The sequence below is a fragment of the Burkholderia sp. AW49-1 genome, assembly GCF_053427845.1.
On sequence record NZ_JBSAXF010000002.1, the window covers coordinates 91,996 to 112,042 of the forward strand.

Annotated in this window: 21 protein-coding genes; all 21 read left to right on the forward strand. The window is 62.9% G+C overall.

Annotation, left to right across the window (positions count from 1 at the left end):
• Positions 1–2 precede the first annotated feature (2 nt).
• The 21 genes from ACV22W_RS05240 (at position 3) to virB11 (ending at position 20,040) form a co-directional block, all read left to right on the forward strand.
• Positions 3–1,073, forward strand: a complete 1,071-nt coding sequence (locus ACV22W_RS05240; RefSeq protein ID WP_448018198.1) for a branched-chain amino acid ABC transporter permease — start codon at positions 3–5, stop codon at positions 1,071–1,073.
• Positions 1,073–1,807: an ABC transporter ATP-binding protein gene (locus tag ACV22W_RS05245; RefSeq protein WP_448018199.1), complete on the forward strand. Its 735-nt coding sequence runs from the start codon at positions 1,073–1,075 to the stop codon at positions 1,805–1,807. Before ACV22W_RS05240 ends, ACV22W_RS05245 begins: the two co-directional genes overlap by 1 nt.
• On the forward strand, positions 1,794–2,564 hold the full coding sequence (locus tag ACV22W_RS05250) for an ABC transporter ATP-binding protein (protein WP_448018200.1): 771 nt from the start codon (positions 1,794–1,796) through the stop codon (positions 2,562–2,564). The genes ACV22W_RS05245 and ACV22W_RS05250 overlap by 14 nt, the downstream gene beginning before the upstream one ends.
• 8 nt (positions 2,565–2,572) lie before the next feature.
• Positions 2,573–3,751, forward strand: coding sequence for an ABC transporter substrate-binding protein (locus tag ACV22W_RS05255; RefSeq protein ID WP_448018430.1), 1,179 nt, complete (start codon positions 2,573–2,575; stop codon positions 3,749–3,751).
• 51 nt (positions 3,752–3,802) lie between these two features.
• Positions 3,803–5,215 carry an amidase family protein gene (locus tag ACV22W_RS05260; protein ID WP_448018201.1) on the forward strand — a complete coding sequence of 471 codons (1,413 nt, stop codon included), beginning with the start codon at positions 3,803–3,805 and terminating at the stop codon, positions 5,213–5,215.
• Complete coding sequence (locus ACV22W_RS05265) at positions 5,212–5,766, forward strand: amino acid synthesis family protein (RefSeq protein WP_448018202.1); 555 nt, start codon at positions 5,212–5,214, stop codon at positions 5,764–5,766. Before ACV22W_RS05260 ends, ACV22W_RS05265 begins: the two co-directional genes overlap by 4 nt.
• Positions 5,767–5,859: 93 nt before the next feature.
• On the forward strand, positions 5,860–6,867 hold the full coding sequence (locus ACV22W_RS05270; protein WP_448018203.1) for a porin: 1,008 nt from the start codon (positions 5,860–5,862) through the stop codon (positions 6,865–6,867).
• A 155-nt stretch (positions 6,868–7,022) separates the two neighbouring features.
• Entirely contained in the window at positions 7,023–7,481 is a 459-nt protein-coding gene (locus tag ACV22W_RS05275) for a hypothetical protein (protein ID WP_448018431.1), read from the forward strand.
• Between the two features lie 265 nt (positions 7,482–7,746).
• A complete protein-coding gene (locus ACV22W_RS05280) occupies positions 7,747–7,998 on the forward strand; it encodes a helix-turn-helix transcriptional regulator (protein ID WP_448018204.1) in 252 nt (83 codons plus the stop codon).
• A 797-nt stretch (positions 7,999–8,795) separates the two neighbouring features.
• The gene (locus ACV22W_RS05285; protein WP_448018205.1) at positions 8,796–9,641 is read left to right on the forward strand and encodes a ParA family protein; all 846 of its coding nucleotides are present in this window, start codon (positions 8,796–8,798) and stop codon (positions 9,639–9,641) included.
• A 540-nt stretch (positions 9,642–10,181) separates the two neighbouring features.
• The gene (locus ACV22W_RS05290) at positions 10,182–10,871 is read left to right on the forward strand and encodes a lytic transglycosylase domain-containing protein (RefSeq protein ID WP_448018206.1); all 690 of its coding nucleotides are present in this window, start codon (positions 10,182–10,184) and stop codon (positions 10,869–10,871) included.
• Between the two features lie 48 nt (positions 10,872–10,919).
• Positions 10,920–11,261 (forward strand): TrbC/VirB2 family protein, encoded by a 342-nt coding sequence (locus ACV22W_RS05295; protein WP_448018207.1) that lies wholly within the window; start codon positions 10,920–10,922, stop codon positions 11,259–11,261.
• 17 nt (positions 11,262–11,278) lie between these two features.
• Positions 11,279–11,599, forward strand: a complete 321-nt coding sequence (locus ACV22W_RS05300) for a type IV secretion system protein VirB3 (protein WP_448018208.1) — start codon at positions 11,279–11,281, stop codon at positions 11,597–11,599.
• A 1-nt stretch (position 11,600) separates the two neighbouring features.
• Entirely contained in the window at positions 11,601–14,069 is a 2,469-nt protein-coding gene (locus ACV22W_RS05305) for a VirB4 family type IV secretion/conjugal transfer ATPase (protein ID WP_448018209.1), read from the forward strand.
• A complete protein-coding gene (locus tag ACV22W_RS05310; RefSeq protein WP_448018210.1) occupies positions 14,066–15,259 on the forward strand; it encodes a type IV secretion system protein in 1,194 nt (397 codons plus the stop codon). Before ACV22W_RS05305 ends, ACV22W_RS05310 begins: the two co-directional genes overlap by 4 nt.
• 37 nt (positions 15,260–15,296) lie before the next feature.
• Complete coding sequence (gene virB5, locus ACV22W_RS05315; RefSeq protein WP_448018211.1) at positions 15,297–15,971, forward strand: P-type DNA transfer protein VirB5; 675 nt, start codon at positions 15,297–15,299, stop codon at positions 15,969–15,971.
• A 9-nt stretch (positions 15,972–15,980) separates the two neighbouring features.
• On the forward strand, positions 15,981–16,184 hold the full coding sequence (locus ACV22W_RS05320) for a hypothetical protein (RefSeq protein ID WP_448018212.1): 204 nt from the start codon (positions 15,981–15,983) through the stop codon (positions 16,182–16,184).
• Positions 16,181–16,879: a virB8 family protein gene (locus ACV22W_RS05325; RefSeq protein ID WP_448018213.1), complete on the forward strand. Its 699-nt coding sequence runs from the start codon at positions 16,181–16,183 to the stop codon at positions 16,877–16,879. The genes ACV22W_RS05320 and ACV22W_RS05325 overlap by 4 nt, the downstream gene beginning before the upstream one ends.
• Positions 16,876–17,700, forward strand: coding sequence for a TrbG/VirB9 family P-type conjugative transfer protein (locus ACV22W_RS05330; RefSeq protein ID WP_448018214.1), 825 nt, complete (start codon positions 16,876–16,878; stop codon positions 17,698–17,700). Before ACV22W_RS05325 ends, ACV22W_RS05330 begins: the two co-directional genes overlap by 4 nt.
• Entirely contained in the window at positions 17,693–18,925 is a 1,233-nt protein-coding gene (gene virB10, locus ACV22W_RS05335) for a type IV secretion system protein VirB10 (RefSeq protein WP_448018215.1), read from the forward strand. Before ACV22W_RS05330 ends, virB10 begins: the two co-directional genes overlap by 8 nt.
• A complete protein-coding gene (gene virB11 / locus ACV22W_RS05340) occupies positions 18,922–20,040 on the forward strand; it encodes a P-type DNA transfer ATPase VirB11 (RefSeq protein WP_448018216.1) in 1,119 nt (372 codons plus the stop codon). The genes virB10 and virB11 overlap by 4 nt, the downstream gene beginning before the upstream one ends.
• Positions 20,041–20,047: the final 7 nt, after the last annotated feature.

The following is a 20,047-nucleotide window of genomic DNA, read 5'->3' on the forward strand; positions in this document are numbered from 1 at the left end:
CCATGCGCCAACAATTTCTAGCAGGCACGCGCCGCTGGCTGTCGCAGCCGGCACTCAGCGCCGACGACACGTCACCGATGGGGATCGGTGTAGCGATTGTTGCTACCACCTTGATCTTGCCGTTTTGCCTGGGCCCGTATCTGCTTTCGACCGTGCGTGATGCGCTGATCATGGGGCTGCTCGCGCTGAGCTACGACTTGCTGTGGGGGCGGGCAGGTGCGCTCACGCTCGGTCACACGATCTTTTTCGGACTGGGCGCGTACGGATTCGCGGTCGCCACCGTGCAGTTTGGGCAGACGGCCGCTATCGGATTGATCTCGGGGCTGGTCTGCGCGATGGCCGTCGCGGTATTACTGGGCTACTTCCTGCTGTTCGCGGGTGTCCGACTGCATTTCTTCGCCATTATCAGTATGGCCGTGCTGATCGTCGGCCAACAATTGGCGACAAGCTGGCAGTCGGTCACAGGCGGTGACACGGGAATCCTCGGCATTCCGGGCTTGGCCTTCTCATGGGCCGGGCACACGCTCGATCTGAGCGGGGCACTCGGATCCTGGTATGCGGTCGCAATGGTGCTCGCCGTGTTGCTCGCCGCGACTTGGCTCGTGTGCCGCAGTCGGTACGGCACAGTGTTGACTGCGGTTGCGACCAACGAATGGCGTGCGAAGGCCTGCGGCTACCACACGTCGGGACATCTGTTGCTGGTATTTGTCGCATCGGCCGGACTCGCTGCGGTCGCAGGGACATTGATGGCCGCGTGCTCGGGCGTCGTGGCACCGGACGTGTTCTCACCGGTATTGGCAACGGAAGTCATGCTCTGGGTGGCTATCGGTGGCAGAGGCACACTCGGTGGTCCGGTGCTCTCCGCCATTGCATTGACGCTGCTCAAGCAGACGGTATCGAGCGTAAGCACGGACGGATGGCCGCTGCTGCTCGGCGCATTGTTCCTCGGCTGTGTGCTATTCCTGCCCAATGGTGTGCGGCTCGGTAGCCTTTTCGCCAGTGCCGGTCGATTTGGCCAGATTTTGGGACGCCGTTCCTTGCATCGCGCTGAACGCGTGGAAGGAGGGCGGTAATGGTCATGCCGTTGATGAAGGGCGAGGGATTACAGCGCGCGTTCGGCGGGATTCATGCAGTCGACAACGTCGATGTGTCGATTGGAGCACGCGATCTGCTGTGCGTGATTGGCCCGAACGGCGCTGGCAAGAGCACGTTGGTCGGGTTGTTGTCCGGTGCAATTGCACCCGGCGCGGGGGAGTTGTACCTCGCTGGCGAACGGGTGACCGGACGGCCGATGCACCAGTTCTGCCGACGCGGCGTGGTCCGCAAGTTCCAGGGCACCAACACGTTCCTCTCGATGAGCGTGCGTGAGAATCTCGTTGTTGCTGGCCTCGGTGTCGCCGCGCACCGGGCCGCGCCGATGCCCGACCCGGACGCGATTCTGGACGAGATCGGCCTATCGGCCCAGGCGGATCTGCACGCGATGACCCTACCACATGGCGAACGCCAGTGGCTCGAGATCGGCATGGCGATGATGTGCCAGCCCGCCTTGCTCCTGCTCGATGAACCGGCCGCCGGCTTGTCGGCCAGTGACGCCCGGCGGCTCGTGCACCTGATCCACCGTCTGCGCGAGCAGTGCGCCGTGCTCGCGATCGAGCACGACCTGAACTTTGTCGAGGCCCTGCAGTGCGAAACCTGGGTCATGCACCGCGGGCAGGTCGTTCGACAAGGTTCCTATGCAGACATCGCGCGGGACGAAGAAATCCGACGCATCTATCTCGGTCAGGGAGCCGGTCATGCTGCACATTGAAAATCTGTCCGCTGGCTATGGCGATGTCACAGTGCTGCACCAGATCGACCTAGACGTCGGGCCAAACGAAGTTGTTGGCGTGCTGGGTTGTAATGGTGCAGGCAAGACGACGTTGGTCAAAGCGATCATGGGCTTGCTGCCACGTGTGAGGGGCGATGTCCGGTTTCAGGGGCAGTCCATTACAGGCCTGCGCACCCATGCGATTGCCCGGTGCGGCATCGGACTGGTCCCGCAGGGGCGCTGGATTTTCCCCAAGCTGACCGTTCGCGAGAACCTCATGATGGGCACGCAGGCCGCGGGCGGCGGGGCGATACTCGACGAGGTGTTCGAGTATTTCCCGATTCTCAAGTCAAGGCTTGCGCAGCACGGCGGTACGCTCTCGGGCGGCGAGCAGCAGGTGTTGGCGATTGCCCGTGCGCTATGCGGCCGGCCGAAACTGCTGTTGCTCGACGAACCGTCCGACGGCGTACAGCCGAACCTGGTCGAACTCATCGGCGAGGTCATCCCGACCCTGTGTCGCCGATCGCAGCTCACCGTGCTCGTCGTCGAGCAGAACCTCGATCTCGTGCTGCGCAGCGCCCAGCGTTGCATCGTACTCAAGAACGGGCGGCTCGCGCATGCAGGCCCTGTTGCGCCTCGACGCGGTGCCGCTGGCGCTCACCCGTTAGCGCAGTATCTGTCGCCGGCCACAGAACCCGACGCGCCAGCAATGCCTTCGCCAGATTCGACACATTCCCACCTGGACCTCACCCGATGAAGATTACGATGAATCGTCGCACTTTTACCCGAGCCGCCTTGTTCAGTGCGGTGGGCGCACTCACAACGTCTGTTGTGCCGTCCTTGGCACGGGCCGCCACGCCGCTCAAGATCGGCCTGCTTGCACCGCTGAGCGGCCCGCTCACGCGTGTGGGCGAGACCAATCGCAACTGTGCGAAGTTGGCCGTCGACGAAATCAATGCCGCTGGTGGCCTGCTGGGCCGCCCGCTGCAGTTAAGCGTCGAGGACACCCAGATGTCGACTGCCGTGACGCTGCAGAAGGCGCGGCAACTGCTGATGCGCGACGAGGTCGCGGTGCTGACCGGCATGGTACTGCCGTCCGAGCGAGAAGCCGCGCTGCAGGCGGCCAAGTCCGCCGGGCGCCTCGTCATCTACCCGAACTTCGACGAGGGGCGATGCGACCCGCACCTGCTGACGACCGGTCTGACGGCCAACCAGCGCGTCGATCCATTGGTCGGCTGGTTGATGCGCGAGGGTGGTCGCTCGGTCTGCGCGGTGGTTTCGGACATCGGCAGCAACCGCAAGGTACTGGTGCCCGAACTGCAGGCTGCGATGCAGCGGCATGGCGGAAAACTGCTCAACGTGTACTGGTTGCCGTTCGGCACGCGCGACTATGGGGCGGTGCTGCAGCAGCTCGCTGGCGAGCATCCGCAGATCGTCTGGCACAGCATCGGCGACGACCCGGTCACGTTCGTGAAGCAGTATCGGTCGTTCGGCATGAAGCCGCAACTCGTGACCGACATCGCACACGAATCGCTGTCGATCGCGACTGCGGGCGCATCGACCGGAATCGTGGGGGTGTCCTCGTACTTCATGAGTCTCGAAAACCCCGAGAACCGAGACTTTCTCACGCGCTACACCGCGCAGGCGGCCGGACCACATGATCCGAAACTGGGTCCATATGCGACCGTGCTGCCACATGGCGAATGCACTTATGCCGGGCTTCGCTTATTCGCCGAGGCGGTCAGGGCGGCTGGCAGCGTTGATGTGGCACGCATCAAGACGGTGCTGCCGGGCGTGTCTCTGGACCTGCCGCGGGGCAAGACCGGTGTGAGCAGAGATGGCGATCACATGCTATGTCAAGCGCGAATAGGGCGCGCACAGCCGGACAACAGCTTTGCGATTCTGGACTCGGCAGGGCCGATTCTGCACATCTGCGAAGGATAATCGACCACGTTTCGATCTTTCTATTTTTCTTCAAGATATTAAGGATTACATATGAATGATGTGCTGGAAATCAGCGCCGATCAGTTGACGGGAGCCTATCGATGTCGCGCGCTGTCACCGGTCGAGGTCATGTGTGCAGTACTTGACCGGATAGCACGGCTCGATCCCGTCGTGAACGGCGTGTGTAGTCTCGACGAGGACAGTGTGCTCGCCGCCGCCCGCGAATCGGAGCAGCGCTGGATGCGCAGCGAGCCCTGTGGACTGCTCGATGGTGTGCCGGTCTCGGTCAAGGACCTGATCGCGGTGCGGGGATTGCCGACCCGGTTCGGGTCGCGCACGTCGGCGAGCGCCGCGGCAGTCGAGGATGCCCCCGCCGTTGCGCGGCTGCGGCAGGCCGGTGCTCTGCTGTTCGGCAAAACCACGACCTCGGAGTTTGGCAACAAGATCGTCACGGACAGCCCGCTTACCGGTATTACACGCAACCCGTGGGACTTGCGGCGCTCGCCGGGGGGCAGCAGCGGCGGGTCCGCGGTAGCGATTGCGCTCGGCATGGGGCCGCTATCGCTGGCCACCGACGGAGGCGGATCGATCCGCGTCCCAGCCTGCTGGAGCGGGGTGGTGGGAATGAAACCGTCGTTCGATCGGGTGCCCGCCGGAGCGGCAGGGAGCTGGACTGGCCTATCGACGCTTGGACCGATGGCGCGCACCGTGAGCGACGCGGCGCTGATGCTCACCGTGATGGCTCGCGAAAGCGACGCGCGCCGTCCCGCGTGTGCTTATCCGGATGTCCGTGTCGGTCTGGACGACGGTATCACTGGTCTGCGCATTGCCTATTGCCCCGCGCCTGCGGGTGTACAGGTTGAACCCGAGATTGCCAATGCCGTCCAGCACGCGGTAACGCTTCTGGAGGCGCTCGGGGGGCGCGTCGAGGAAACGGACGTGAAGCCGCTTTCGGGCTACGTGGAGAGCAGCATGCACGCGATCCAGTGGGCGGTGTTCTTTGCACAGCGGGTCCGCCAGCTCCATCCTTGCGCGCGGCCGCAGCTCGATTCGGATGTGCGTGTGCTCGCCGAGATGGGCGAGCGCGTCATCACCTCAACCTTCGTCGATGCGCTTCAGGCGCGCCACGCACTCACGGTTGCAATGACCGCGTTCTTCGACGTGTACGACCTGCTGGTGACACCGACGTTCCATTGCAGCCCGCCATTCGCGCCGGGGCTGCCCGAACATCAGCGCATGGCACCGCCTTTGACGTCATGGTGCAACCAGACCGGACTGCCGGCGGCGAGCGTGCCCTGTGGTTTGCCGGGTGGATTGCCGACCGGCTTGCAGTTCATCGGGCCGCCTGGGGGCGATGTGTTGGTGTTGCGCGCGGCACGCGCGTACGAATCCGCACGCGGTGCATTTCCGACTCCTGTAGCGGCCATGCAGAACCAGACCGGTGATGCGGAGGTTCGAACGTGAATTCACTCATTACGAAAATCGTCATTCATCTCGTCGAGCGGCGTGCCGAGTTGTGCGTGCCACTTAACCCGTCGCATCGACAGGTCGTGGCCGCGGCCGTACTGAGACTCGACGGCTGGCACACGGATGCGCCCCTTGCGGCGCTCGAGGCGCTCTACGAGCTGGGCGCCGAGCTTGGCACGTTGCTGACCGCACGCGCGCGATGGGCGCTGGATGTCGAGGCATCGGCGATCCAGGCGTACGGCAAGGCGGCGCTGGTGGGCGGCGCGGTACCGCTCGAATGTGCGGCGGCGCTCTTGCATCCGCGCATGGGCAAGGCCATGCGTGCGTGCTTGCCGGGTGCCGCATCGTTGATCCCGTCGGTCACCAAGCGAGGCGCGCCCGGCGCGTGCTTGGACATTCCGCTGCACGGGAGCACCGACATGTGGAGCTTCGAGCACTTTGACACGGTATCGCTGGCGTTGGCTGATGCGCCTGCACCGAACGAGATCGTGGTGGCGATTGCGCTGGCAGACAGCGGTCGGCCGCTCGCACGGGTGCGGCCGGACTGAATCACAGCTGCTGCCGAGGCAACCGCGACATCGACAAACAATCACAAAGATGAAGGAGACGCTATGCAGATAAGGAAATTTCGGGGTGCCGCAATGAAGTGGGCGGTGACGTTTGGCATGTGCGCATGCATCGGAATCGCACATGCACAATCATCGGTTTCGTTGTATGGGTTAGCCGACGCATTTGTTGGTGAATTGCATCCGGCTGGGGCCGCGGGCAACGCGTGGCAGGTGGGTTCCGGCGGGATGACGACGTCGTACTGGGGGATGTCAGGCGCGGAGGATTTGGGCGGCGGCACGAAGGTCGTCTTCACGCTCGAGAGCTTTTTTCGTATCAACGGCGGTCAGGTCGGCTCGTTTCCCGGGCAGTCATTCTTCGGGCGCAATGCCTTCGTCGGGCTGAGCGGCCATTTTGGGGAGCTGACGCTGGGGCGCAATACCGCGCCGCTGTTCGTCTCGACGCTGCTGTTCAATCCGTTCGGCAATTCGTTCGTGTTCTCGCCGATGGTCGTGCACGGTTTCCTTGGTTCGGCCATGGGCGCGGCGTCGCTCCAGAGCGATACGGCCATCGACAATTCGGTGCTGTATCAGACGCCGGAGGTGGCGGGTCTGTCGGCAAGCCTGCTTTACAGCAACGCCGGCATCGCCGGTCACGCCGGGCAGGCAAACTATAGCGCGAATGTGTTGTACTTCGCCGGCCCGTTCTCCGCGACGGCCGCCGTCCAGAGTCTGCATACGGCCTCGCTGTTTCTTAACGGCGCTACCGCGCAGACTGCCTGGATGGTGGGCGGTGCGTATCGTGTTCGTGCGGTCAAGCTGTTCGCGCAATACGAGCGCGTGGACAACAACAATCACGTCACGGACGACACGGTGCAACTCGGCGCCAGTATCCGCATCGGGCTTGGGAATGTACTGATGTCGTGGGCGGGAACACAGCGACGCCCATCGATCGGAGATCATCTCCGTTGGTCGACGCTCGCGCTCGGCTACGACTACCCGCTGTCCAAGCGCACCGATGTGTATGCAGCTTGGCGCTATGACACGATTACCCACGTGTCGTCAGGTAATAGCGTAGGCGCCGGGATGCGGGTCAAGTTCTGAGTTGCGCCACATCGTTGCAGCAGAAGGCGGCCGGGCCGGTATCCGACCTCGGCCGCGTCGACCATGCATTGAGTCAATGGAGCAGGATGTGTTCTGCCTCGATTTTGGGGCTCGCGGTATCATGTCTCAACATCTTCATGAACATTTCACGACTCATGGTTTTGTCGAAAGTCCGCCGCGCGAGTCGCAAGCCGCTCACGAAAGGCGACCTCCTGCCATTGCCCACCGCGAAGGTCCGTGCGTTGTCCCTCGAAAATCATATGGCGCTGGCCACTGTACGAGCTGGTCACGGGCAAGAGGAACACATCAGCTGCCTGCTACGGGTGGTCTATCTTGCGTTCTATCTGCGCGGCGAGACCGAGGCGGGCGGAGATTTGAATCTATACCGGCAGGCCGAGGCCGCGTTGGACGCCTGCATCGCACGCACAGAGCAGGGTGCCGATTGGCTGTTGCTCGATCGCGAGCAGTCCACGGTCGAGCAGATCCTGGTCATCCATGACGAGCAGTTGGCGGCCGTGCCGATGCACAGATACTGCGCTGCGTGGGAAAATCTCCAACGATTCATGACCGGACAGACATCGTCACCGATTCCGACGTTGAAGGCAGCGCGGTGAAACGGAATAGTTTCCCGTAAGCGATTCCCGAGCGCATCCTCCAAGCCTGTGGAGGGCTCACGCGGCATCCATCCATATGGACGCAAGGGCGTTGCCAGACCTTGACGCGGCGGACCACGGTCCGCCCATGTATACGCATTGCCAAGATACTGGCTTGAACCGACGGAATGTCCCGTCGGCAAGACGGGTTTGGTGCGTGGTCATCCTTGCTGCTTGAATGCCTTTCAGTTCCGGCCATGTTCGTGCCGGGTATGGAGGGCGAATCATGTCTTGGAATGATGACGGAACGCGGACGATCTTGCGCCGCCGGCAAGTCGAGCAATGCACGGGTCTATCGAGATCGACGATCTACAAGCGCATGCGAGACGGAACGTTTCCTTCGGCCATTGCGCTCGGCGGGAGGAGGGTGGGGTGGCGGGTGGCCGATATCGAACAATTCCTGGCAGATCCCACGCGGTACCGCGCACCCCGTGCGAACGAGGTAGATGAGCAGGGAAGTGGCGATGACGCGCGATGATCGGCTGGCGTCGCTCGATGAGCGCCTACGCAACTGGGGGCAGTCGAATCGCGGTTCATACGATTCCAGCGATGCCGAGCTTGTAACCCGAGCGTGGCGGACGTTGCCGCCACGAAATCGCGACCTTTTGAGGATGGTCTACCTCTGGCATGCGAATCGGGAAGTCGTGTGCCGACGGCTGAAGATTGCTCGCCATCCACGTCATCTATTCGATCTCGAGCTCCGTGCTGCGCGCTCCGCGCTTGCTCGCGCACTGGAGCAAGGAACGACACAACGTGACGTTCGGTGATGTTCGCTCGATGAACATTGGGTGATGTGAAATGGATGAGGTTGTTGCAGCACGGATGGCATGTGCTTCGTCTGCAGGGTCACGGGCACGAGGACGTCCATGGAGAGTGTGAAATAAATGCAGGAATATCGAGGAATTGCGCGGCGCGACCAGGCACTCGGGTCATCCCGTCGATGAACGTAGGCGCTTGAATCGCCGTGATGGTTGACCTACAGTGAAGCCAACAATCTGATCCGGTCAACGTGCGTTGCACGACCGAGTACGCGTTAGCGGCCCCGAAGCATCGATGTCCGTGTAATGGTGCGCCGTAGCGTGCATGAGAATGCCTGCGATTGGCCAGTGATTCGCCTGCGATTCCTCTGCAATTGGCCCGCAATCGCGGGCTTTTTGTTTTCTGGTCTGGGTCAGAGATTTCCCGTGAACTCGCGGCGGCCTTTGTGGCGCAGCGGGTTCTCTTTTCCATGCAAGGCTGTCGATGCTCGGAGCCTCATTCCGAGGAAAGACGGTCATGAAATCGCTTCTGGTGGCTTCGGCCCACGGTGGTACGGGCAGAACGACGCTGGTGTGCCAGTTCGCTCATTATCTTCGTCTCGTTCGTGGGTACCGGGTGTTGGTGCTCGATCTGGCTGAGCCGGCATCGAGTGCCAATTCGCTCACACGCGGTGCGGGCGTGCGCATGTCGAGGCGCGGGTCGCTCGATGTTCGGTCCGATCGATTGCCTGACCCAACCAGACCGTGCATGGGTGTGCTCGCCGCTTCCGAGATCGCCGGCATTGCGGATCGAGCCGACCCGACCGGCGCGCGATGTTACGCCAACTTGCGACATCTGCTGTTCCAGGTCGATCCCTTGTTCGACCTTTGCCTGATCGATAGCCCGCCGTGGCCCGATTCGCGTGCCCTATGTGCGGCAACACTCGTGGATGCGTTGATCAGTCCGGTGCTGCTGTCGCCCGACACGACGGAGCAGGTCATCGATTTCGTCAATGGCAGCAACGGTGTGCGCAGTGTACGCGCCCGACTCAATCCGTCGCTCCGCTTTATCGGCATCGTACCCAACTGTGTCGAGCCGACGCCGCAACAGCAGACCCAGCTTAAGCGGTTCGAAGCGTTCATGGGCGCGTGGCTGGTTCCACGTGATCAACGTCCGGGCAGCTTTCTACTGCTGCCCCGCTTCGACGCCATTTCGCACGCGCAGGCGCGTGGGATATCGGTTGCAGATCAGATCCAAGGCGATGTGGCGGTCCATCGCGAATGGCAGGCGATGAGTGCGTGTTTCGATGCACTTGCTCGACGATTCGAGCCCGTGCGACGAGCACCGTTGCAGCTGGAATGCAGTGAGGCGTGTCATGTGTAAGTCAACGGTAATTCCGGACGCGAGACGAACCGGGTGGTGCCGTGTGGTCTCGATTGCCGTCGTGCTTGGCGCACTGATGGGGTGGTCCGATGTAACGCAAGCGGACGATTGGGGCTGTCAGGTGATGTTGTGTCTGTCCAACCCCGGTGGTCCGGAGCAATACGCCGAATGCGTACCGCCAATCGAACGATTGTGGGCAGCGCTGCGACACAGCGATCCTTTTCCAACCTGTGATTCTGATGCAGGTGGTACGCACCGCAGATCGGTAACCGACATGTTCGCTCGTGTGGGCGGTTGCAGCGAAGACTTGCGGTACTGGGGCGGCGACCCGGAGCCGAGCGAACCGTTATGCCGAGCGATCGGTGTGGTCGATGCCAAGCTCGACAATCAACGCTATCGCCGTGTCGGGTGGGGCATCGACGGACAGGGGGCGGCGAACAGGGAATTCCACCGCGCAGGCAGCACGCAGTCGGTCCATCACCCCGCGAAGTCGGCCGCGCCTCTCCTGCAGCAGGTCGATAGGACTGTTTGGAGGAATCGATGATGCCGCTCGATTTCATGTCCCTCGCGCAACGCTGCGCGCCGCAGATCGACTCATCCACGATGGCGGCAATCGTGCGAACCGAATCAGGATTCAATCCCTACGCGATTGGCGTCGTACACGGCCGACTGCTCCGGCAACCATCGAGTGCCGCCGAAGCGGCCGCGACGGCCCGTGCACTGGCGGAAAGTGGCTGGAATTTCAGTGTCGGGCTCACGCAGGTGAATCGGGTGAACTGGGCGGCCTATGGCATGACTCCCGAAAACGCGTTCGAGCCGTGCCGAAACCTGGCGACAGGTGCGGCGATTCTTCACCGCTGCTTTGTCGCGGCGGCAAAGTCCGGACAGTTCCATGCAGTAACCGATTACCAGGTAGATGTTCAAGCCGCGCTGCGCGCGAGTCTGTCCTGCTATGCCAGCGGCAATTTCTCGGCGGGCTACCGAATGGGTTACGTACAGCGCGTTGTGGGGATGGTGGGGAGCGTCGCGACGCAATCCTCCCTGAAGCCGTCCGTACCGGCGATTGCGCCTATTCCAGTGTTGCCGATCGATTCGGTGCCGTCAATCCAGTCACCACGCTCGCGATCTCCGATTCAGCGGCGATTGCGACGGGATGACGACGAAGTGAATGCAGTGTCACCCGCTATGAGTGAGCAACGCGAACCGGGCGCGAGTGCAGTGGTGTTTTAACGCCGCGTATTAAGAGTCAGGCAGAGGGAAATCGAACCGGAGTTGGACATGTATTTAGGAATGCGACTTAATAAAACGAGATTGGATGTACGGGCGATACGATTCACATCCGATCGAAACGCGGCTCGCGAAATCGCGCTCGCCGCTGCGTTCATGATGTTTGTTGTTCCGGCATGGGCGCAAATCTCCCAGGTCAATGCGCTGCTGAACATGATCCAGACGACGCTGTTGAGCGTTGGCGGCGTGATCTGCTCAATCTCCATTATCTGGGCGGGTTTTCGGATGATGTTCCAGCACGCCCGGTTCGGCGATATCGCGAATGTATTTGTCGGCGGCCTGTTCGTGGGATGCGCGACGGTCATCGCCGGCATGTTGATCCCGACGAGCTGATCCGGGGGCGCCGAACCATGCACTCACTCAAGGATCCCGTCTTCAAAGGCTGCACGCGTCCCGCGATGCTCTGGGGTGTGCCGCTGGTTCCATTCTTGACGATCGGCGGAGGCATGCTGATTCCCGCCATCTGGGCACTGCTGGGCAGCCCACCGCTGGGCGTCGCGATCCTCTTGCTGATGGTCCCGGTGTTCGTTTTGATGCGGGCGATCACGCGTCGTGACGATCAGCGGCTGGCGCAGCGCGCGCAACGGATTCGCATGGCGCTGCACCAGCGCAATCGCCACCTCTGGGGCGCGCATGCTTACGTGCCGGTGCGCCTGAAGAGGAGGGCATGACATGCCGGCCAGATCGAAAATCGTGTCGGTCGCGAACCGGGAAGTACCGCTTGCCGGCTTTATCCCGTACTCGACGCATGTGACAGATCACGTAATCAAGACGCGCGAAGGCGATTACCTGCAGATCTGGAAGCTCGCCGGCATCGCCTTTGAGGCGGCCGATCCCGCCGACATCCTCGCACGACATGAGGGGTTCAACCAATTCGTACGCGGGCTCGCGGGCGGCCACGTGGCGCTGTGGACGCATCGTTTGCGTCGGCGGGTGTCAGATGGGCTTTCGACACACTACAGCAACCGCTTCTGCGAGGAACTGGCGACACGCTACTACGCGAGCTTTGCGGGCTACCGGATGATGGCCAACGAGTTGTATCTGACGGTTGTCTACCGGCCAAATCGAACTCGCCTGGGACGTGTCGTCAGCCGTGCAGCACGCCGCACGCGCGACGATATTCGACGCGATCAGCTTGACGCACTGAAGGTCATGGCAGAGCTTGCCGAGCAGGTCGAATCCAGCCTCAAACCGTACGAACCGATTGGGCTTGGTGTTTATCGACCGCCGAGCCCCGTCGGGCAGACTTCGCGCCGCTATTCGTCAGCGCTGGAACTGCTCGGCTATCTGGTCAATGGGGTCTGGGAGCGTGAGCCCGTGCCCGCCGGGTCGATTCGTGAGGTGCTGCCGACTTCGCGGCTCTTCGTGGGTGCCGAGAAAGTCGAGATTCGCATGCCGACGAGAACGCGCTTCGCGGCGATGCTCGACCTCAAGGATTATCCGGAAGAAACCGAACCGGGCATGCTCAATGGTCTGCTATACGAGGACTTCGAGTACGTCGAAACGCAGAGCTTCACGATCCTGGACAAACCCACGGCGAAGGAGGTGCTCGAGCGCCAGCGCAATCAGCTCATCGCCGGCGAGGATGCCGCCGTGTCCCAGGTTGAAGCGCTCGACCGCGCGCTTGATGACCTCATCAACGGCAGTTTCGTTCTCGGCGAGTATCACTATTCATTGGCGGTGCTCGGCGACACCCTGGGCGAGCTGTCCCGAAGCGTCGCCAAGGCGCGTACGCAACTGGCCGATGCCGGCTTCCAGACGGCGCTGATCGATCTCGTCGCTGACGCAGCGTGGTTCGCGCAACTGCCTGCCAACTGGCGCTACCGTCCGCGCGAGGCGAAGCTCACGTCGCGCAATTTTTGTGGCCTGTCGAGCCTGCACAACTTCGCGACGGGCAAGCGCGACGGCAACCCGTGGGGCGAGGCGATCACGATCGTCAAGACACCCAGCGGCCAGCCGCTCTATCTGAACTTCCACGCGACACCGGACAAGCAGGATTCGCTCGACGAGAAGGCGCTCGCGAACACCCAGATCATCGGTCGGGCCGGGGCCGGCAAGACGGTGCTCGAGCTGTTTCTGCTCGCGATGGCGACCAAGTTCGGCGTCACGGTGGTGCTGTTTGACAAGGATCGCGGCACGGAGATCGCGATTCGAGCAATGGGCGGGATCTATACCGTATTCCGCCGCGGCAAGCCAACCGGACTGAACCCGTTCCAAATGGCGCCGGATGAGGCAGTGATCGATTTCTGGGAGCGTCTTGTCCGCAAGCTTGTCGATGTCGGTGCGCCGTTGTCCGCGAAGGACGAGCTCGATATCTCGCGTGCCGTGCGCGAAGTCGCGCGGATGGATGAGCCGCTGCGCCGCCTGTCGATGGTCCGGCAGCTGTTGCCGAACGTCGGCGAAAACAGCCTTCATGCGCGACTGGCGAAATGGTGTGCGGGTGGGCGTCTGGGCTGGGTGCTCGACAATCCGACCGATCGCATCGATCTGGCGCAGGCGAGCCTGTTTGGTTTTGACGATACCGAACTGCTGGACGACACCGAAGTGTCGACACCCGTCACGATGTACCTGTTGCATCGGACCGAGAGCCTGATTGACGGCCGCCGCTTCATCTACGTGATGACCGAATTCTGGAAGCGGCTCAGCGATCCGGTCTTTGCAGATTTTGCGAAAAACAAGCAGAAGACGATCCGCAAACAGAACGGGCTGGGGATTTTCGACACCCAGTCGCCGGCCGATGTGCTGGGCAGCGACATCGCGCGTGCGCTGATCGAGCAGAGTGCGACATTTTTCTTCCTGCCGAATCCGCGTGCCGACTACGACGATTATGTGCACGGCTTCAAGCTGACCGAAGCTGAATTCAATATCGTGCGCAACCTGGGTGAGAGCAGTCGCCTGTTTCTCGTCAAGCAGGGCCATCGCTCGGCGATCGGCCGGCTCGATCTCGCCGGGCTCGGGGATGTGCTTGATGTGCTCTCCGGCACGACTGACAACGTGGAGCTGCTCGACACGATCCGCGCTCAGCTTGGCAACGCCCCGCAGGATTGGCTACCGGTATTCCATGACGCGCTCGCGAAGCGCCGTGCAGCGCAAGTCGGCGCGCGCCCGTCCCCTGGGCCCGCTGCAGGAGGTGCGCGATGAGCGGCCTCTTTACCGCCGTGGGCGGCACCCTCGAAAACGGTATGTCGAGCTACGTGACCAATGTGTCGTCGGCGCTGTCCGGGGCACTCGTGCCCGTTGCGACCACTGCCGTCACGATCTGGGTGCTGGCCTATGGTCTCGCGGTGGTGCGCGGCGAGGCCCACGAGGCGGTGCCGGCCTTTGCCTGGCGAGGGTTGAAAGTGGCGATCACGCTGGCGTTCGCGCTGAGCGCCGGGATCTACCAGCAGCACGTCGTCGGCGTGGTCAACGGGGCGACGGCGGGGCTGGCCCAGACCATCCAGAATACGGCGAACACGACCGGCGGGGGCAATTCGGGATGCGGCTCGGTCAACGCTGGTGGCGTGACGGGACAGGCCGGTGCGACCAGCATCTACGAGACGCTCGACTGCTACGACCAGCAAATCGACCTCGTGATGGACGCCTACTTCAACAAGGCGACGCACGAGGGAATCGGCCCGAGCGGTCTGGCCGCCGCGATGGGGGATTTCCTGTGCGGCCTGATTGCCGCGCTCGGCGGCTCGATCTTTTTGATCGTCCTGGCCTTCGAGGTCGTGATGGCGAGGATGCTGCTCGAACTCGTGCTCGGACTCGGCCCGATCTTTATCACGTGCGCGGCGTTTGCGCCGACCGCGCGGTTTTTCGAAGCGTGGACTGCGAAGCTCGCCAATTACGCGTTGCTGCAGGTTCTCGTCGCGGCTTTCCTTGGCATGGCGCTCACGGCATTTTCGGCTGATCTTACATCGCTCCATGCGACAAATGGCGCACCCGGCGCCGATTCGTCGGCCCTGATGCAGGCCATTTCCACCGCCCTTGACGATACCGCTCCGGCAGCTGCCGCGATTGGCATGTTTGCGACCGGCGTGTTCCTCGCGATGGTTGGCTGGCAATTGCCGTCGGTCGCGGCTGGCTTGTCTGGTGGCGCAACCCTGTCGGGTTTTGGGGCGTTTGCTGCCGGCGTGGCATCACGAAGCCTTGTCACGGCGATTGGACGCGCGTTTAGCCGTCGCGGACCAGGACCACGCTCCGGAGGTGAGATTCGCGACCGGACCGGTTCGGGTGGTGGATCCCGTGGCCGATCCAGTGGGGGATCGGATGACGGACAGGGTGGCGGTGCAGCGCCGGCTTACCAGCGCGTTGCGCGTGCGAATCTGGGCCAGCAGCGCGGTTGAAAGGGAGGGGGCGATCATGAACGGACGAAACGGATGGATGCGTGCCGCATGTGTGTGGGCGGCGTGGTACGCCGGCGCTCACGCGCAAGGGATCCCGGTCTATGACGCGCAGAGCGTGGTGCAGGCCATAGCCACTGTCGGTCAACTCAAGCAGCAGGTGCAGCAGGAAATCCAGATCTATCAGTCAACGGTCGGTACGCGCGGCTTCGGTACGCTGCTGAGCAATCCGGTCGTCGCCAGTTCGCTGCCGTCGAACTGGCAGAGCGTCTACACGGCAATCCAGAACGGTGGCTACGCGGGGCTGACCGGCAGCGCGCAGGCATTGCGCTCGGCCAGACGGATCTACAACTGCGAGGACCAGACCGGTGTCGATCAGCAACTGTGCCAGCGCGCACTCAACAAGCCCTACCAGGACAAGGCATTCGGCCTGCAGGCATACCAGACCGAACTGCAGGAGCTGAACCAGATCCAGCGCCTGGCGCAACAGATCGATGCGACGCAGGACCCGAAGGGCGTGGCCGAGTTGCAGGCGCGCATTCAGACGGAATCGACAGTGGTCGGCAACGAGATGACGAAGCTGCAGCTCTTCCGAATGCTGGCCGAGACGGAAGACAAGCTCGTGGCCGAGCAGCAGAGCGAACTGGTGCTGAGCCGGGCGGGCAAGACCAATCGGCCGCAGGACCGAATGGTGCCGGTGTCATTCGGAAACTGAGGGGACACCATGTCTACGCTGAGCGCGCTGATGTTGGCCGGATGCCTCGCCTGGAGTTTGACCGCCTGCAGCAGCGGGCCGCCGAAACCAGCATTGCCGGACGGTTTGCATCGCGTGCCGATCAACCGCGTGCCGCCCGTGCCGGACAAGCCAACGACGGTGCCCACCGCGCCGAGCCAGCCGGTTTCGCCGGATGGTGGAGCCCGCCCATGAGCGCCTCGCACGATTATGGCCGCGTGCTCGACATCGAGGCCTCGCTGACTGATCTGCAGGAGTGCTCCGAGCGGCGTGCGTGGTATGTCGCGTACGCGGCGGTCGGTGTCGCGGTGCTTTGTGCCACTGCGCTTGCGGTAATGGTGCCGTTTTATCGCGTCGTACCCTTGCCGATCGAGGTCGATCGATTGACGGGCGAAGCGCAAGTGATCGACGTGCTCGACGCGCGCCACGTGCATACGAAGGAAATTCAGGATAAGCACTGGGTCGAGAGCTATGTGCGCGCCCGCGAGCGCTACGACTGGGGACTGCTGCAGATGGACTACGACAGCGTGCTCGCGATGAGCGATGACGTCGTCGCTCGCGATTATCGCGCCATTTACAGCGGTGCCGACGCGCTGGACCGGCAGTTGGGGCCAGGTATCGAGCGGCGCGTCCGGATTCTCTCCATCACGCTGCCACCAGACGAACCGGGGCATGCGGTCGTGCATGTCGAGCGCACGTCGTTCAAGAACGGCGAAGCTCACGCCGAGCCCACGCAGCGTTTCGTGATCACGTTGGCATATATCTACCGCCCGCCCGTGTTCACACGTGAAAGTGTCGCGATCGCCAACCCGTTCGGTTTCAAGGTCAGCGCCTACAGCCGGGATGCGGAATATACGCCGCTGGCGTCCGCGGCAGGAGCCGCGTCATGAGGACACTGACTTTGACCACCGCGCTGGCGAGCCTGCTGTTCGCAGGGGGGGTACAGGGGGTTGATCTGCCCGGATGGAATGATGACTCACGCGTTCGCCAGGTGAGCTATCGGGCCGACGACGTGGTGCGCGTCGAGGCCCAGCGCGGCTTTGCGACGCACATCGCGCTCGGCCCACACGAGCATATTCAGGTCGTCGCGCCAGGAGACCGGGACGGCTGGCAGGTGGTGGCAAACAAGGGCGATCACGACGTGTACCTGAAGCCGCAGCTCGCCGCGCACGACTCGAATCTCGAAATTCGCACCGACCGGCACAGCTACAGCTTTGATCTGGTGGTGCTCCCGCTGAAGTCGAAGTTCGGCAACCGCCGCGTGATGTATCGCGTGACTTTCACCTATCCGGACGAGCTGGAGATGCAGACGCAGGGGAAGGTGGATGTCGAGCGGGTCGCGAAGCGCCTCGCGCAACCGGCAGCCGTGCGTAATGCACGATATTCGATGCAGGTCATGCCGAACGCCGAAGACATCGCGCCGACCGCGGCATGGGACGACGGACGCTTTACCTACTTGCGCATTCCGAACAACCGTCGCATGCCGGCGATCTTTCGGGTGGCTGACGATGGCACGCAGAGCGTCGTCGACAAGCACGTTGACGGCGACACGATCGTCGTGCACGAGGTGGCGAAGCGTTTCGTGTTGCGGCTGGCAGGAGAGGTGGTTGGAATCTGGAACGACGCTTACGACATAGACGGCGTACCGCCCCACGATGGCACGACGGTCAATGGCGTGAAGCGTGTGCTGCGGAGCCATCGCGATGAATGACGATACACCGCGCAATGCGATCGAGCCCGACGCCGCCGCTGGCTCGCCGTCCGGACACGACCAGAACGAGCAGACGTCAAGCATTTCTGCGGATCGTGGTATGCCGGAACTGGGGCATTACCGCAGTGCGCGTCCGCGCGCCTGGTGGCTCACGCCCGTCGGGATCGCGTTGGTCGTCGGCATCGGCGCAGTGTGGACCGTGCACGGTTTCCTCGCGCGGCACGATGCCGAAGCGAAGGCGCGACGCGATGCGGTGGCTGGCACATCGTCTCAAGGGCGCTTGTTCAAGGATCCGCCTGCGTCGTCGGGGAGCGCAGCTTCGGCGCTGGTGCCCGCAAGCCCGATTGCAGCTCCTCCGGCGTCCACGTCGGGTGCGCCTGCCCCTGCGCGTACGGTGCGCGCTGCGGCGCCGCGCAGCTACTACGATGCACCGTTGCTTGCGATGGGCGGTGGACAGGGCTCGGTGGGTGCGGAGCCCGGCGCGATGGAGCCGGGCGGGGTGGCGGGCGCGGCTGCTTCGCTTGCAGCCAGTGTAACGAGTGTCACAGGGACGCTGGCTCAAGGATCGGGGCTGGCTGGCGGCGCCCTCGCTCAGGCGCTGATGTCGAGCACAACGCCGCGTGTACAGGCCGGGACACTCGGCAATCGGAGTCTGGTGCTCGCCCAGGGCGCCAAGATCGACTGCGTGGGTGACACCGCATTCGACTCGACCGAGGCAGGCATTTCGACCTGTACGGTGACCAAGAACGTGTATTCCGACGATGGCAGCGTCGTGCTGATCGAACGGGGTTCGCAGATCAATAGCCAGTATCGCTCGAATCTGTCCCCGGGACAGAAGCGGGTGTTCGTATTGTCGGCGCGTGTCAAGACGCCCTACGGCGTCACGGTTGAAATCGACTCGCCGGCGGCCGATGCGCTCGGCCGCATGGGTATCGACGGCGATGTGGATAACCACTGGGGCCAGCGCTTGGGCGCGGCGATGCTGCTCGGCTCAGTTCAGGATGCGATCGGATATCTGTCCACACGCGGTGGCAATACCAACGGTTCGGTGGTGTTCGAGAGCACGCAACAGCAGGGCAACGACATGGCCACGCGCGTGCTTGACAGCACGATCAATATTGCGCCGACGCTCACCCAGAACCAGGGTACGGAGTTCACGATCGTGATTGCACGCGATCTGGACTTTGGATCGGTATATGCCCTGCAGCCGGAGGGTATACGATGACGCTGCACGAGCACTTGCCGCATATCTCTCGCGACCCCGTGCTGGCTCGGTTGCCTGATGATGCATCGGTTCGCGAGCTGATGCGACCTTTTGCGCGGCTGCTTGACGATCCCGAGGTGACCGAACTGGTGATCAATCGGCCGCAGCGTGCCTTGACCGAGGACTCGCTCGGCTGGCACGGCCACGATTGCCAGGATCTTGACTTCGACCGGCTGATGTCGTTCGCCGTGGCAGTGGCCACGCTGACCCACCAGGAAATATCGTCCCAGTATCCGGTGCTGTCGGCGCTGCTGCCGGACGACGCGCGTATTCAGATTGTGGTACCACCGGTCGTGCCGCAGCGCACGGTGTCGGTCACGATCCGTCGTCCGTCCTCGGACGAAAGGACGCTCGATGCGTGTCGGGACGAAGGGTTGTTCGACGAAACGGTATGGCACCGGCAGGAGAGACTCGATTCAGCGCTGTGCGCATTGCGAGCTGAAGACCGCAGGCTCGTCCGGTGCCTGGAGGAGCATGACTGGTGCGCCTTCTTCGACCACGCCGTCAGGGGCCGGCTCAACATTGCGGTGGTCGGCAATACAGGGTCTGGCAAGACCAGTTTCATGAAGACCTTGTGCCGTTCGATCCCGGCCACCGAGCGAATCGTGACGATCGAGGACGTTCGCGAGTTGTTCATCCGGCATATCGAGAACCGCGTGCATTTGCAGTACAGCAAGGGTGGGCATGGACACGCACGCGTGACGCCCGCGGATCTGATTGCGAGCGCGATGCGTATGCGCCCGGACCGTGTGCTGCTGGCCGAGCTGCGCGGCGCCGAAGCCTACGACTTCCTGAAACTCCTGACAACCGGGCATGCGGGTTCGATCACGAGTTATCACGCACCCAATGCGGCCGTCGCAATCGAGCGCTTCGCGCTGATGGCGAAGGAACACCCGGAGGCTGTCGCCTGGGACGATGCCGCACTCAAGAGGTTGCTGTTCCTGACCGTCGATGTCGTCGCGCACATGCAATCACGCCCGATATTCGATGCAGCAGGCGAGCAAACCGGCAGGCGTTGGGGCATGACCGAAGTCTGGTTCGATCCGGTGCGCAAAGCGCGCACCGCCTTCGTGTAGGCGCGGC

Excerpts from the sequence above, each read along its gene's own strand:
- ACV22W_RS05240 (WP_448018198.1), top strand. The coding sequence starts at position 3 with ATGCGCCAACAATTTCTAGCAGGCACGCGCCGCTGGCTGTCGCAGCCG.
- ACV22W_RS05245 (WP_448018199.1), top strand. The coding sequence starts at position 1,073 with ATGGTCATGCCGTTGATGAAGGGCGAGGGATTACAGCGCGCGTTCGGC.
- ACV22W_RS05250 (WP_448018200.1), top strand. The coding sequence starts at position 1,794 with ATGCTGCACATTGAAAATCTGTCCGCTGGCTATGGCGATGTCACAGTG.
- ACV22W_RS05255 (WP_448018430.1), top strand. The coding sequence starts at position 2,573 with ATGAATCGTCGCACTTTTACCCGAGCCGCCTTGTTCAGTGCGGTGGGC.
- ACV22W_RS05260 (WP_448018201.1), top strand. The coding sequence starts at position 3,803 with ATGAATGATGTGCTGGAAATCAGCGCCGATCAGTTGACGGGAGCCTAT.
- ACV22W_RS05270 (WP_448018203.1), top strand. The coding sequence starts at position 5,860 with ATGAAGTGGGCGGTGACGTTTGGCATGTGCGCATGCATCGGAATCGCA.
- ACV22W_RS05275 (WP_448018431.1), top strand. The coding sequence starts at position 7,023 with ATGGTTTTGTCGAAAGTCCGCCGCGCGAGTCGCAAGCCGCTCACGAAA.
- ACV22W_RS05280 (WP_448018204.1), top strand. The coding sequence starts at position 7,747 with ATGTCTTGGAATGATGACGGAACGCGGACGATCTTGCGCCGCCGGCAA.
- ACV22W_RS05285 (WP_448018205.1), top strand. The coding sequence starts at position 8,796 with ATGAAATCGCTTCTGGTGGCTTCGGCCCACGGTGGTACGGGCAGAACG.
- ACV22W_RS05290 (WP_448018206.1), top strand. The coding sequence starts at position 10,182 with ATGATGCCGCTCGATTTCATGTCCCTCGCGCAACGCTGCGCGCCGCAG.
- ACV22W_RS05295 (WP_448018207.1), top strand. The coding sequence starts at position 10,920 with ATGTATTTAGGAATGCGACTTAATAAAACGAGATTGGATGTACGGGCG.
- ACV22W_RS05300 (WP_448018208.1), top strand. The coding sequence starts at position 11,279 with ATGCACTCACTCAAGGATCCCGTCTTCAAAGGCTGCACGCGTCCCGCG.
- ACV22W_RS05305 (WP_448018209.1), top strand. The coding sequence starts at position 11,601 with ATGCCGGCCAGATCGAAAATCGTGTCGGTCGCGAACCGGGAAGTACCG.
- ACV22W_RS05310 (WP_448018210.1), top strand. The coding sequence starts at position 14,066 with ATGAGCGGCCTCTTTACCGCCGTGGGCGGCACCCTCGAAAACGGTATG.
- virB5 (WP_448018211.1), top strand. The coding sequence starts at position 15,297 with ATGCGTGCCGCATGTGTGTGGGCGGCGTGGTACGCCGGCGCTCACGCG.
- ACV22W_RS05320 (WP_448018212.1), top strand. The coding sequence starts at position 15,981 with ATGTCTACGCTGAGCGCGCTGATGTTGGCCGGATGCCTCGCCTGGAGT.
- ACV22W_RS05325 (WP_448018213.1), top strand. The coding sequence starts at position 16,181 with ATGAGCGCCTCGCACGATTATGGCCGCGTGCTCGACATCGAGGCCTCG.
- ACV22W_RS05330 (WP_448018214.1), top strand. The coding sequence starts at position 16,876 with ATGAGGACACTGACTTTGACCACCGCGCTGGCGAGCCTGCTGTTCGCA.
- virB10 (WP_448018215.1), top strand. The coding sequence starts at position 17,693 with ATGAATGACGATACACCGCGCAATGCGATCGAGCCCGACGCCGCCGCT.
- virB11 (WP_448018216.1), top strand. The coding sequence starts at position 18,922 with ATGACGCTGCACGAGCACTTGCCGCATATCTCTCGCGACCCCGTGCTG.